This is a genomic window from Succiniclasticum sp. (assembly GCF_056977735.1).
Genome location: NZ_DBMCWA010000013.1, coordinates 37915 through 50527, shown reverse-complemented (window position 1 = coordinate 50527; position 12613 = coordinate 37915). Strand labels below are relative to the sequence as shown.

The 12613-nt window shown below is 42.6% G+C and carries 20 protein-coding genes and 1 pseudogene; 11 read left to right on the top strand and 10 right to left on the bottom strand.

All coding sequences use genetic code 11. The annotated features are described in order from the left end of the window. Nucleotides 1–329: 329 nt before the first annotated feature. Nucleotides 330–599 (top strand): AbrB/MazE/SpoVT family DNA-binding domain-containing protein, encoded by a 270-nt coding sequence (locus ACZOWY_RS08520; protein ID WP_484395534.1) that lies wholly within the window; start codon nt 330–332, stop codon nt 597–599. Nucleotides 600–893: 294 nt separating this feature from the next. On the opposite strand, the gene ACZOWY_RS08515 is transcribed toward ACZOWY_RS08520, so the two are convergent. The 7 genes from ACZOWY_RS08515 to ACZOWY_RS08485 form a co-directional block, all read right to left on the bottom strand. Continuing rightward, complete coding sequence (locus tag ACZOWY_RS08515) at nt 894–1154, bottom strand: hypothetical protein (protein WP_484395531.1); 261 nt, start codon at nt 1152–1154, stop codon at nt 894–896. Nucleotides 1155–1192: 38 nt separating this feature from the next. Further along, nucleotides 1193–1396: a DUF1902 domain-containing protein gene (locus ACZOWY_RS08510; protein WP_484395529.1), complete on the bottom strand. Its 204-nt coding sequence runs from the start codon at nt 1394–1396 to the stop codon at nt 1193–1195. A gap of 102 nt (nt 1397–1498) precedes the next feature. Continuing rightward, nucleotides 1499–2221, bottom strand: a complete 723-nt coding sequence (locus ACZOWY_RS08505; RefSeq protein WP_484395527.1) for a metallophosphoesterase family protein — start codon at nt 2219–2221, stop codon at nt 1499–1501. Nucleotides 2222–2257: 36 nt separating this feature from the next. Beyond that, entirely contained in the window at nt 2258–2485 is a 228-nt protein-coding gene (locus tag ACZOWY_RS08500; RefSeq protein ID WP_484395522.1) for a hypothetical protein, read from the bottom strand. A 26-nt stretch (nt 2486–2511) separates the two neighbouring features. Then, nucleotides 2512–2919 carry a hypothetical protein gene (locus ACZOWY_RS08495; protein ID WP_484395519.1) on the bottom strand — a complete coding sequence of 136 codons (408 nt, stop codon included), beginning with the start codon at nt 2917–2919 and terminating at the stop codon, nt 2512–2514. A 25-nt stretch (nt 2920–2944) separates the two neighbouring features. Continuing rightward, on the bottom strand, nt 2945–3538 hold the full coding sequence (locus ACZOWY_RS08490; RefSeq protein WP_484395515.1) for a PIN domain-containing protein: 594 nt from the start codon (nt 3536–3538) through the stop codon (nt 2945–2947). Next, the gene (locus tag ACZOWY_RS08485) at nt 3538–3852 is read right to left on the bottom strand and encodes a hypothetical protein (RefSeq protein ID WP_484395511.1); all 315 of its coding nucleotides are present in this window, start codon (nt 3850–3852) and stop codon (nt 3538–3540) included. Before ACZOWY_RS08485 ends, ACZOWY_RS08490 begins: the two co-directional genes overlap by 1 nt. 98 nt (nt 3853–3950) lie before the next feature. Between ACZOWY_RS08485 and ACZOWY_RS08480 the strand changes: the two are divergent. From ACZOWY_RS08480 to ACZOWY_RS08460, 5 genes and pseudogenes are all read left to right on the top strand, one after another. After that, nucleotides 3951–4382, top strand: a pseudogene (locus ACZOWY_RS08480) (flavodoxin family protein); the annotation flags it as partial. A gap of 521 nt (nt 4383–4903) precedes the next feature. Then, the gene (locus ACZOWY_RS08475) at nt 4904–5434 is read left to right on the top strand and encodes a GNAT family N-acetyltransferase (protein WP_484395688.1); all 531 of its coding nucleotides are present in this window, start codon (nt 4904–4906) and stop codon (nt 5432–5434) included. Between the two features lie 161 nt (nt 5435–5595). Continuing rightward, on the top strand, nt 5596–5871 hold the full coding sequence (locus tag ACZOWY_RS08470) for a metal-sensing transcriptional repressor (RefSeq protein WP_484395506.1): 276 nt from the start codon (nt 5596–5598) through the stop codon (nt 5869–5871). A gap of 348 nt (nt 5872–6219) precedes the next feature. Beyond that, nucleotides 6220–6486: a hypothetical protein gene (locus ACZOWY_RS08465; RefSeq protein WP_484395503.1), complete on the top strand. Its 267-nt coding sequence runs from the start codon at nt 6220–6222 to the stop codon at nt 6484–6486. A 242-nt stretch (nt 6487–6728) separates the two neighbouring features. Continuing rightward, nucleotides 6729–7529, top strand: coding sequence for a class I SAM-dependent methyltransferase (locus ACZOWY_RS08460; RefSeq protein ID WP_484395499.1), 801 nt, complete (start codon nt 6729–6731; stop codon nt 7527–7529). A 155-nt stretch (nt 7530–7684) separates the two neighbouring features. On the opposite strand, the gene ACZOWY_RS08455 is transcribed toward ACZOWY_RS08460, so the two are convergent. Then, a complete protein-coding gene (locus ACZOWY_RS08455) occupies nt 7685–8602 on the bottom strand; it encodes a LysR family transcriptional regulator (RefSeq protein WP_484395494.1) in 918 nt (305 codons plus the stop codon). Between the two features lie 228 nt (nt 8603–8830). On the opposite strand from ACZOWY_RS08455, the gene ACZOWY_RS08450 reads away from it, so the two are divergent. From ACZOWY_RS08450 to ACZOWY_RS08430, 5 genes are all read left to right on the top strand, one after another. Then, a complete protein-coding gene (locus tag ACZOWY_RS08450; RefSeq protein WP_484395489.1) occupies nt 8831–9208 on the top strand; it encodes a RidA family protein in 378 nt (125 codons plus the stop codon). A gap of 27 nt (nt 9209–9235) precedes the next feature. Beyond that, the gene (locus ACZOWY_RS08445; RefSeq protein ID WP_484395483.1) at nt 9236–10045 is read left to right on the top strand and encodes a PhzF family phenazine biosynthesis protein; all 810 of its coding nucleotides are present in this window, start codon (nt 9236–9238) and stop codon (nt 10043–10045) included. A gap of 10 nt (nt 10046–10055) precedes the next feature. Next, a complete protein-coding gene (locus tag ACZOWY_RS08440; RefSeq protein WP_484395479.1) occupies nt 10056–10376 on the top strand; it encodes a hypothetical protein in 321 nt (106 codons plus the stop codon). 85 nt (nt 10377–10461) lie between these two features. Then, nucleotides 10462–10746, top strand: a complete 285-nt coding sequence (locus tag ACZOWY_RS08435) for a 3-methyl-2-oxobutanoate hydroxymethyltransferase (protein WP_484395475.1) — start codon at nt 10462–10464, stop codon at nt 10744–10746. Between the two features lie 167 nt (nt 10747–10913). Continuing rightward, nucleotides 10914–11165 (top strand): restriction endonuclease subunit S domain-containing protein, encoded by a 252-nt coding sequence (locus ACZOWY_RS08430; protein WP_484395470.1) that lies wholly within the window; start codon nt 10914–10916, stop codon nt 11163–11165. A gap of 5 nt (nt 11166–11170) precedes the next feature. Here ACZOWY_RS08430 and ACZOWY_RS08425 read toward each other — a convergent pair whose 3' ends face one another. Further along, nucleotides 11171–11749: a hypothetical protein gene (locus tag ACZOWY_RS08425; RefSeq protein WP_484395467.1), complete on the bottom strand. Its 579-nt coding sequence runs from the start codon at nt 11747–11749 to the stop codon at nt 11171–11173. A gap of 30 nt (nt 11750–11779) precedes the next feature. Next, a complete protein-coding gene (locus tag ACZOWY_RS08420; protein ID WP_484395462.1) occupies nt 11780–12064 on the bottom strand; it encodes a hypothetical protein in 285 nt (94 codons plus the stop codon). Nucleotides 12065–12613: the final 549 nt, after the last annotated feature.

The window sequence follows — 12613 nt, the reverse complement described above, 5'->3', positions numbered from 1 at the left end:
TTCTACTCGTTCAAAGAACGCAACCCCGCCCTGGTGCGGGCACACAAAATCGTCTTTGCGCATACCTGTTCCGTGAAGAAGGAATGGATTCGGTGACGAAAAAAAAATTACAGCCTGACGGACGTCCCCGTCAGGCTGTTCCTATAACTTTATATATGCCATGTAGACGAGTTTCGGGTGAGAGAAATATTGGATTGAAACCGTCTGTCACATACTTGTCACACAGTCATTCTAACATCTCCTTGCAAAATATTCCATATCAGTTTATAATATACATGAACTTCCCTATTTCCCTACTTTCTTACTTTAATGACGGGAGGTACATATAAATGTCCGTATTTGTTAATGATGCAAAAGTGATGCCGAAGGGACAGGTTACGATACCCAAAAATGTCCGGAACGTTCTTGGCGTTGAAAGCGGCGACCGCGTAACGTTTATTGTGGATGGTAATACCGTCCGTGTCGTCAATTCTGCAGTATATATGCTGATGCAGTTTCAGGAACAAATGAAAGGCGAAGCTGCAAAAGCCGGACTGTTTTCCGAAGAAGACGTCGCTGAATGGATTACCCGGTCCAGAAGAGGGGCTGCTGCCAAATGAAGGTAATGCTGGATACCAATATCATCATTTCCGCAGTCCTGTTTCCAAACGGCCGGACAGCACTGGCTTTTTTAAAGGCGCTTTTGGCGGCGTTTCGCCTTGTGGCTAATGTAATTGTCGCGCGACGGAAGAAAATGTGTATATGACGGTTATATGAGTTTTTGGATATATTTTGCCGATCGCTAACAAAAAACGGTGCGGGTTCGTCGCCTGCACCGTTAATTTTTATTGTTTGGAATACGTTGATGGCAAAAAAGCTTACACGACGGTTCCGGGATACATACCCCTTTTACTCTAAAACCTTCCCAAAAATTCCTTTAAGATACCTTCAGTTATCTTGGCTCTACCAACACGGGCACAAAGTTCGTTGTAGAGTTCCTGGTCGTTTGCGTCACGAGCATCCAGCGCTTCCTGAAGCAGTTTATCACATTTTGCTTTTTGCCTGTTATATAATTCATTAACTGTTTTGCCGGTTAATCGTTGCAGCTCCTGATCCGTCATGTGCCGGAGATCGTGCTTGGTTAAGCTCTTGCTTGTGTCTTTTCCCTCTAACATTCCCGTAATTGAATCAACAGCATTTGTCCGCTTTCCTTCTACACACGAACCCCGGTAAAACCAATTACCTTTTCTTTGGTTAAAAGTGTAATTTCCGGAAACGCTTCTTTCATCCCGTTAATTAAACCATCGAATGAAGCAGCCTCAAATTCAAGACCAGGAACATCTTCGATTTTTGCTGTCCACGTAGTATTATCTGCATCCCACAGAACTTCAATTTTAAGACATCTTTCGTTTTCCATATTTTTGTCTCCTCAAAAATTAAAGACCTTTTTCACTGTCTCTAGTCTACAAAAAAATGTCTTCAATTCCCTGTGACCTTCGTTTTTCCTTCCTTTTTTATTTTACACCTGCCAGTACTCGCCTGTCAGCACATTCACACAGCTAAGTTTCCCGTCTTCCATGTAAGCGCCTGTATCGCACATGATAATATTGTTTTCCAAAAACTGTGGCTTCGTGGGCGGCTGGCCATCAATCCAATGTTTCTGTTTCAGCTCCTGTACCGGCGTATGGCCGATTACAATGGTTCCGGCCCTTCCATCGTACTGTTCAAAGAAGCCTTCCCGCATCCAGAGCAGATCGCCTTCCCGCTGCTTGTCCAAAGGAATGAAAGGCTGGATCCCCGCATGACAGAAATAAAATTTATCCACCTGATAATGGTTGGACAGCTGTCGCATCCAGCGTAACCTTTTATCTCTTTCAACTTTTCCCAATTTGTACTCAAATTGCTTTCTCAGCTTTTTCCCGCCATTATCCAGCCAAACATGTGCCATTTCGTAATTCAAACCGTCTATCATGAAGCTTTTGCTCTGCTTCTTGTAACGGTAATAGTTCAGGCACATCACTTCATGATTGCCAAGCAGAGTAACGACCCGCTCCGGATATTGTTTGTTTAAAGCTATAACATAGTCCAGACATTCAAGTGACTGCGGCCCTCGGTCAATATAATCGCCGAGGAATATCAGCAGGTCTTCATCCGGCCTAAACCTAACCTGCTCCATCAATGCTATTAACTTTTCATACATACCGTGGATATCACCGACAGCAAGGATTCGTTTATATTCCATAATTTTTTCTTCAGCTTTAAGTGTCCTTCTCAATAATTACATTATGCACATACACAATGGTTTATCCTCGCAACCATCAACCGGAATGCTACGCAACCGATCAATATATTCCCGAACGCGGCCACGGGCATACAACAACAGTTCCTTCGCAGACTTGTCCTCGGTCTCCATCATTAACTTAGTACTGATTGGCACGCGTTCCAGATATGCATTAATTAGTTCTTCAGTTTCCAATTCCTTCAAAACTTCTTGTACCGTCTTCATGATTACGCCCTCAAATCCACTTGCCTCTATTTCGGAGAATCTTCTGTCTGGGCATTTTTAATTCCCGCATTTCTTCTACGCTCAACGCACGAATCCCCGGTAAAACCAATTATAACATGTGTCGGCTGCACATCCGGTATCACTTGGCTCCATTCGTCTTTCTGATCTAAGTACCAAATTTTTTCAGTACGTTCGCCATGGATGAGCCAGGGACGATTCAGGTCGATGGGCACCAATAAAATCCTCGTCAAAAAATCTTGGTAAACGGATACACCGTTTTCTTCTTTCTTCACAAAATAATCTTTGCCGTGTTGTTCTAACCAATCGGCCAGCGCAGCCCTGCACTGATAATTAACTTCCGCATAATGTTTGGGGCACCCTTCGGGTAGCGGGCCTTCAAAATCGAAAATTGCTATTCTACCAATCTTTTTCATTTAATATCTTCCTTTTTCCTCAGCTCTACAACAAATGCTTAATTAAATTATATGACTGCAGCCCGCTCTCCCGTCCATACCTCGATAGCAGCGTTAAGTAAATAACCTGTTTTCGGTTTTTCATATTGAAGTTTTTCGCTACAACCGAAGCTACGCCATTAACCAAATCATTATCAACCTTGGCCTGCGCCAGGACCTGCTGAACCTCCAGGTTAATCTTCATCTTTTTGTTGGGAACGATGATCTGCTTCTCTTCTTTTAATTGAATTTCGAAACAACTGCGCCGACCAATGACTACGCCGTTTGCTTCTTTCCAATATTTAATGACCCGGTCATACCCTCTATCCTGGCTGATAATAATGTATATAGCTTTTTTCCCTTTGTTCTTATGAATAAGATATCCGAGATACGAACTTAAGCACATGTCCAGAGATTCTTTACCAGCTGGCACTTTATGGAAATTGAGCTTACATTTTAAAGATGACAACGAAGTTATATTGATATACGGGGCATTCACTGACGAAAAAATATGAACAAGTTCTTTACCTGTCAGTTGATCAACTCCCTTGAATCCGTTATCGTGTACGTTTTCGTAGTCTATTAAGTAATAACTTTTCATTATTTAGCAATTCCTTTTTTCTGTAAATCATAAACCGCTTTCAAGACCTTTTTCCCGTAATACTGCGCATAAGTTACCAAATTTTCTGGATACAAATTATAGATGAATATGATTTTTGCGAGTTTCAATTCCGGTTGCTGGTTATCTATGGGAATTTCATCAAGCAACTTCAACAAATCCAAAAATTCGAAATAGCGGATATTACGCTCTGACAATATCACTTTCGGTTTTATAATTCTGATATTCAGATTTTTATCTACGAAAGATTTCTTTGAGGCTGCATTGGACACAAAAGTGCGTTGATTATTCGACATCAACGTAGTGAAACCCAATGCGTTCAAAATAGCCGGACCGGTTTCATACCCTGTATCGTTCTTCAGGTACTTCTCCGTTATAAGAGGCTGGTCACGATGTTGAGAAGATTTTCATCAATGACAAGAAAATCAGCTATTGTCGCGCTTGCTATGTTTGTCGGCATACTCATAAGTGCTTCCAAAAGGATGATATGACGGAAATCCTGGACAAGATGATTGAGGCCGATGTGCTGGTATTGGCCTCTCCGGTGTATTTCTACGCGATTGCTGGTCAGGTAAAGACCATGCTGGATCGCACGTTGCCCCGCTGGACGGAGCTGAAGAACAAGGAATTCTATTATATCCTGACCGCTGCAGAAGATAGTGAAGCCATCATGCAGCGCTCGCTCGAATGTTTCCGCGGTTTTGCCGATTGTTTTGCCGGTATTGAAGAAAAAGGCGTGATTTTGGCTCACGGGGTTTACGAAAAGGGAGAAACCATAAATTCGCCCTATGAGAAGCAGTCCTATGAAATGGGGAAAAGCGTGTAATATTATGTTTTTTAGATTAATGGTAATACGATACGGCGAAAATGGAGTATCGTATTACAAAAAGGCAAGATAAAAAGCCCGCATGGTCCAGATACGGGCTTTCTATCTTGCTGTCAAAAGGGGTTATAGGAGAAGGTAGGAGGATGATATTGTTTTGGCTCACACTTAATTAGTCATCTTCCAATTAAGTTATTTTAATTATAATAATTCCTAATAGTATTGTCAATATCATTTGTTAAAAATTCTTAATATTTTTCAAAATAGCGTTAAATTCAGGTGTTTTGCGGTTTTTGTAAACAAAATCCGTTTTTTAACGAGGGTAATAAAAGACATTTTAATAGTATTTATTGCTAATAAATTCGTATTTTTCTAACAGCCGTGGACTTTTCCGCGGCTGTTTTGTTATAATTAAGTAAATCAATACTAATCGTGCAAATCGTGATTTTGCTTAATGGGTATACGATGCGGCGAAAATGGAGTATCGTATAGCCGGCAAATTCAAATTTAATGGGATAATTGATATGATCAACGTAACTCTCTGTCCTTTGAAATCGGACGACCGTGAACAATTCATTCGTGATAACCAGGACGCTTTTAACTATGGAGCCCTTGAAGAATTCGGTCTCCGGGACGATCATTTTGAAAAAGAGAATGAAATTATTTCCCGAGAGACGATAGAATATTGTATCGACAGCGGGGAAGCCTATCGTATTATGGCAGGCGATAAAAAAGCTGGCGGCGTTGTTATCAAAGTTAATGGCGAACGGGGCAACCTGGAATTGTTATTTGTTTCCCCGAAGGAACATAGCAAAGGTATAGGTTTCGCTGCGTGGCGCGCGGTGGAAAAGCTCCATCCGGAAGTTAAGGTTTGGGAAACGATGACTCCGTATTTTGAAAAACGGAATATCCATTTCTACGTCAACCGATGCGGATTTCATATTGTAGAGTTTTTCAACAGGTATCATCCTGACCCGAAGGATCCGGATGCGGGCAATGAATTGGACAATCAGTTCCCGGACGGGATGTTCCGTTTTGAAAAAATAATGAAATAGTTTGTGGGAAAAAGTTAGCATTATTATTCAGGTAATTCCAGTTTTTATTAACAGCCGTGGAGCGACCACGGCTATTTTTATATGCTTGACAATCAGCACAATATCTTTATAATTTAAAGTAATAGGCATAGGGGTATGCCCTGCAGCAGGAGGTTTATAATATGATTGATCGTAATGTTTCGGATAATATTCACCGCCGGATTAAAAAGATAATTGGACAGATCCAGGCCGTTGACCGGATGGTTGATGAAGATGTTCCCTGCGAAGATATTCTGGCACAGATCAATGCGGCTAAGTCAGCGCTGCATAAGGCGGGACAGGTGGTTTTGGAAGGCCATATCCGGCACTGTGTGCGGGAGGGAATTGAAAGCGGAGATGCAGACAAAACTATAAAACGCTTTACGAAAGCTATGGAGCGGTTTGCCAACATGAAATGAACAACTGACAGGAAAATAAGGAGTAGGATCGCAAAACAGCGGATCTCCGGAAACGGATGATTTCCGCTGTTTTATATTTCTCTGAAAAAATTTTTAAAAAATGTGTTTTGCCTCTTGACAATATATACCCCTATCGGTATAATACAAAACAAGAAATACAGATACCCGTAATGGTATAAAAAGAACCGGCAACCGAAAACTGCCGGCAACATAGCGAATTATAAAGGGAGGTATTGATATGAACTTCGGAAAGAATAGCAATGTAGGATTTGATGATACGTTTATGTTTTGGAGTTTTGTGTGGTCTGTGAAATAAAGAACGTTTTTAAGTGCAGGAGGTAATTGACTATGAAGAAAATGTTGAAAGGAACGTTGGTTGTAGCAGCGTTGGCCGGTATCATGGGATTTTCCTGCGCGGAAGCGTCTCCAAAGCTTCATAATGCGCTGCCGGTTCCGGACAGGGTTGAGCTCCACGGGCCGTCGCATGAGTCCGGACGCCATAATGGTCATGTTCTGGAAAAGGAACATGTCTGGCATGATGAACATGGCAACAGGCACATGGACAGGATTTGGTGTGATCGTGACGGCCAGCGGCATGTAGAACACGTATACTAAAAACAGCTAAAACCCAATTATTACGCAACAGTCGTGGACTTTAATTTCCACGGCTGTTTTGTTTTAACTGCCTGTTGACAGGTTCTATATATTCTGTTACAATATCATTGGTTAGCGACTGCTAACCATACTAAGGCTGGAAATATCAAACGTCGACCTATAGTGGCTGGCCGAGTTAGAAACTGAAAATGTGGCAACCCCGCATACTTGTATTTGCGAGGTTTTTTGGAGAAAATACAACTATGCATGAATTCCAAGGTGTTTCCGATACGCTGTTCATTCCGCTTGCAGGGCGGGCGTATGTTTCTACCCATTTCCCGGAATATTTTTATGACGCCAAAGCGATAGAGTTGGAGGCCATGATTCCCGGTGACAGCATCCAGAAGAATTCGCCTGAATATACAATGATTGCGCCGGCAGCCCGGTATTATAACCTGGATCAGATGGTCAGATCGTTTATCGAAGAACATGGGACATGTAATATCGTGAATCTGGGTTGCGGACTTGAAACCTCATTTTTTCGTATTAACTGCTGCAACGCGACGTTTTATGAGATTGATTTCCCTGAAGTGATAGCAATCAGGAAAAGGGTTCTGGGCGAAGCGCCGAATGAAATTTTGATTGAGGGCAATATCTTTTCAATGGAATGGCCAGGTAAGATGGACAGTACCCGGCCCACACTGCTGATTGCTTCCGGCGTTTTTCAATATTGTTATGAAAAAGACGTCCTGGCATTTATCGATCGGGTAAAGAATCTGTTTAAAAAGGCTGAACTGATCTTTGATGCGACAGGACGGATCGGGATAAAATTTGCGGATTATTATGTGAGAAGAACCGGAAACAAATCCGCTGCTATGCACTTTTACATTGAGAGCGGTCTGTCCTTTGCAAAGAAGGCCGGTGTTGTTTTGGTGGAGCAACGGGAGTTCTTCACAGATGCACGGGTAATCCTGAAAGACAAACTAAAACTGTTCTCCAGGATTTCCATGGCGGTGGCAGACTGGTTTAACATGTCTATACTGGTCCATCTTCGGTTGTATTAATAAAAGATATTTAATACATAAGGAGCCACTATGCCGATTAACAAAAAAGAATCCGCCTGTGGCGCTGAATTTGGATGACGGTCAAAGTAGTCAAAACCCCAATTTTGCACAGTAAAATATTCTACAGCCGTGGAACTTTTTCCACGGCTGCTTTATTATTGTACGCTTTTTAATTTATAACCGGTGTAATGATTAACAAATTCCTGTATGCAGGTAATCATATCATTGACGGCCGGCGCCAGAAATTTCGGGTCTTGCGTAATGATGCCCAACGTCCTGCTCCCCGAAGGCACAATGGGATAGACATTAAGATCATCCAGTTTTCCTGCGCTGTAAAGAGACAGAGAAGCATCTACTGCATGACCAAATCCACTGCGGACCATTGATACTAACGATGAATTGGTAATGGCTGAGCTTCGGCAGATTCCCTGTATATTTTGGGCGGCAAGATACTGCTCAACATCAGATTCGTTTCCGCCAAGAGGCAGAATCAGCTCCAGCTTGTCCAGTTCTTCCGGTGTAATGAAATTCCTGTTCCGGGGAACATATTCTTTCGGGGAAACGCAGATAAGGCGGTCTTCATATAAAGGGATAAACTGAAGGGGCACAGTAAGCGAGCGTATGGAAGAATGAGACACAATTGCCAGATCCAGACCGCGGTTTATGACAGCCCCGACAAGTGAGTGATATGTGTTTTCCCGGACAATCACCTCAATATTTGGGGCTTTCGCACGAAAAGCATTCATAATTCCTTCAAGCCACTGAATTGCCGTACTGTCAATCAGACCGAGACGCACGCTGCCGCGTTGGGAACCGTTGATCTGGGATATCCTTTTTTCCAGCAGATCTGAAGTATAAAGAATGTCCTGTATATAGCTGTATATCTGCGCTCCGTTCTCCGTCAGCGTTACATTTTTCTTTTCGCGTATAAACAGAGGAAAGCCGAATTCTTCTTCCATGTCTGAAACTGCGTGACTGATAGCGGACGGCGTCAAATGAAGCTGCCCGGCTGCTTTGGCAAAGCTTTTGCACTGAACGATAGTGTGAAAAACCCTGTAAGTATAAAGCGACATGAAACCACATCCTTTTTGTAATTATTGAGTATTTCCTCATCTTCAGTATACTATCCGCTATACAGTTTCGCAAGATTAATTACTGATTTTTACGTTTTCTAAGAAAAAATCATTGGTTAGATAAAAATTATATTGAGAATTTTATCATGGATACATGTTATAAAATGCGTTTTACTTCAAGATAATTCTGTGCTAATATTCTTTCAGAACAAGAGAGGAGGAAATTCTATGCGCAAAACATATAACAGTCCCGGGTCATCGGGAAACGGGTTGCCTTTTTCTACCATGACGGAGTTCGGGGACCTGCTTTTCCTGTCCGGCGTGACCGCAACAGATCTTACTACCGGCAAAACAGACGGCGATGCTGCCGGGCAGGCCGTAACTGCCCTCAATAAGATAGAGGCAATCCTGAAAGATGCCGGCAGAAGTCTGGACGACGTTCTTAAGGTTACTGTTTATCTGAAAGACATGGGAACATTCGGTGAAGTGAATGCGGTTTACCGGTCCACGTTCAACGCGCCGTACCCGGCACGCACCTGTGTGGAAGTTGCTGCCCTGCCTATGGGCGCGCTGGTTGAAATTGACGTGATCTGCGGGAGAACATAAAACATTATTACGGAAAGGAACAGAAACATGATCCCATATTTTGTGGCTGACGCTTTTGCGGACCGGTTGTTTGAGGGAAACCCCGCAGGAGTATGTGTCCTCGAACAGTGGCTTCCCCATGAAACGATGAAGAAAATCGCCATGGAAAACAATCTCTCCGAAACCGGATTTGTGGTCAGGCAGGGCGGTCATCCCTGCACATATGAACTGCGCTGGTTTACCCCGGTGGATGAGATCGATCTTTGCGGGCACTGTACCTTCGGCTCCGCGTATATCCTGTTCCGCTTCTTTGAACAGAACGAAACAGAAATCCATTTCAATGCTCTGAAATGCGGGCATCACCTTGTGATTACGAAACAGGATGATATTCTGACGATGGCGTTTCCCTCGCTTCCTCCCCGGCCTTTTGCCTATGCAGATTATATGGGGGAAGGAATGGGCGCAGTTCCCTCGGAAGTTTGGAAGACAGACCGGGACCTGCTGCTGGTTTATGATTCCGATGAAACGGTCCGGAATCTGACGCCTGATTTTCAGAAGCTGAAAGAGTTTCCGGAAGGTCTCTCTGTCTACGTCACGGCAAAGAGCAACGATCCGCGCTATGACATTGTTGCCCGCGCTTTCTGGCCGAAAATCAATGTAAACGAGGATCCGGTCTGCGGTTCCATGCACTGCGCGCTGATGCCGTTCTGGAAGGACCGGCTTGGAAAAGAAGAACTGGTCTGCCGAAGCCTTTCAAAACGCGGCGGCACCATTGTGTGCCGTCAGGACGGGGACACCGTTCTGCTTCAGGGACGCGGCGCGTTCTATCTGAAAGGCGGGCTGAATATTGAGAACTGAGAGGTGCTTTATGATTCAAAAAGAGATGCAATTGGATGATACCGTCATATACGATCTCTCCGCCGGAGAGTGTCACGCCCGGGGAATCGCGGTCAACATCCCGGACACGGAACTGAATATCCTGCAGGCGCGCTGCAAAAACGGGATGCTGTTCTGCGGTATTTTCAGCAAAGAAGTATTGGAAAAGCTGGACTTTCCCGCGGCCGTTTTCTCAGCTCCTGCCTTCTCCGATATGATGGAGCGGAAGCCCGTGTTCCTGACATCCAAAGCCATGGCTATGGGCGCGACGATGAATATGACCGGTGAAGAACTGCTGGTCCTCTTTAGCTGAGAACCGGGTAACTTTAAATGAAAGAGAGTGCGCAAGATGACAAAGAAAAAGACGATCCTGGATCTTCAGCAGATGAAAGAAAACGGTGAACAGGCGGCGTGGACGCCATCAAACTGGAAGGCGGTGTGGCGGTTGTGACGGTCAGGTCATCCTGGCAGCGGACGCGCTTGGGGTGTACAAAAACTTCACCCCGAAGTTTGCTAAAAAGTATTGCAGCCTGGGTGAAATCGCAACGCAGGGTATGAAGGATTACATTGCCGAAGTCAAAGCGGGCACGTTCCCGGCTCCGGAGCACAAATATAAGTTTACCGGGGACAGGGACAAATTTGAAGCGTTCCTTGTCGAATACGAAAAAAACCTGGATCTCTGAAATCATCCATATACCGCGGGACGAAAGAAAAAAGTCCCGGAGATAAAAACACTTGCTGACTGATAAACCCTGATTTTGCACAGTAAGTGATTCAACAGCCGTGGAATTTATTTTCTGCGGCTGTTTTGTTATAATGATGGCAGTGATACAAATCGCAATTTATCGAGATGTTTGGAAATACTGAAACTAACAAAAAAGGATTAGTTGTAAAAAAGTGGAATGATATCTTTAGTACAACCACTGGAAAGCTGGATTCAAATGCGATGGTAGAAGGCGGGGAATACCCTTTCTTCACATGCGCTAAAGAAATCTACTGGATTGATAAGTATGCGTTTGACTGTGAAGCTCTATTATTGGCGGGCAACAATGCTGTTGGCGTGTATGATGTTAAACATTACAAAGGAAAATTTAATGCTTAGCAATGCTATTTAACCATAAACGAATCTAATATAAAATCAAATTCATCTTCATATCTTTTGGCAAAATTAACCATTGCACTTACCTCAATGAAGTATCCAGTATCTCCAAAAATATAAATAGTTGTTTTGTTCAGGGAATCAAGATTTGGTCTATTGGGATTGCCGGAAATGCTAACAAACTTTAAGTATTTTTTCCCATATCTATTAATACAAAACTCCTTGGATATTAATTCTTGTTTCGTTGCAACTCTGGTATTTCTCTTTGTACCCTCCCAGAGAGATATGAACGCGTTATTTAAAACCACTTCCTCTTCTTCAGGCCTCATTGTTGTGAGTGTTTCATCCTTACCAAATATTACAGAAATATTATATAAGTTGAGTACTTTTGGATCGCTGACTTCTTTCTCAACGGTTCCTAATAGCGCCATTCCACCATTGGGATAGGGTGTAGGTATATCCAATTGCTTAAAACCAGTCGCTGGAACATACAGCGTGCCATCCAGGACTCTTATTGGTTGATAATTTGCAAAACAACTATTAGTAAGTAGCAGTAGAATGCTTATAATTAGTAAAATCTTTCTCATAGGTGATTCTCCTCGTATTATGTTCAACAATCATTTTTTATTAAAAAGATACAACAAAATCGCTAAAATTATGCCTATTGGAATGCTGCCTATTGGAACAATTTGATAGGCGCTTAAAAAACTAACTATAATCTGTAAGATAAATATGGACCATACAGCTGTAGATGGGCTGTCAAATTTACAGCACTTATAAGCAACAAGTGCTGGTATGATGCCACCAACTATACCAGCAAAAACCACACCAATGAAAAAACCTTTTTGATAACCTGTAGTGCCGTGATACAGTATTTTTCCACATGCTTTACTAAGTCCCATTGTAGTATGTATAATGTATGTATTTTAATTATATCACGTTTAGTATCCAAAATCTCTTCTTTTAAATTTTATTATATCATACAGACTTTAAAAATTCAGTTTGAAAATGAGCAAAAGTTGTATAACCCAAGTCACAGAGCCTATTTCAAGAATTTCGGATTTCTATTTCGTCATTTTTCCCGTCTGCATCCCTCATATTTTTGATAGAGTGGCAAACAATGTATGCATACGAGAATCATCAAAAATATCTGTATTTATTCGTCAGGATTGCGACCATCAAAACGTATGAAAGAGAGGTTCGAGGGTTTCTCCATTTGATGTTCTATACGCAATTGCCGACGTAACCGGAGAAGACGTCTGTGACTTGATATCTTTAGACCAGCGACATGGGGGAAGCACAGGCTTCTCACAATTTATCAATGCGCCGTTTGCGAAAGCCTTATGAGGCGGAATTGAGAAAAAGTGTAACAGAACACTTGAATGATCTTTTAAAATAATTTTTTTCGCAAAAAAGAGATGGTCAATCGGTAAACGCCGAATTAATCATCT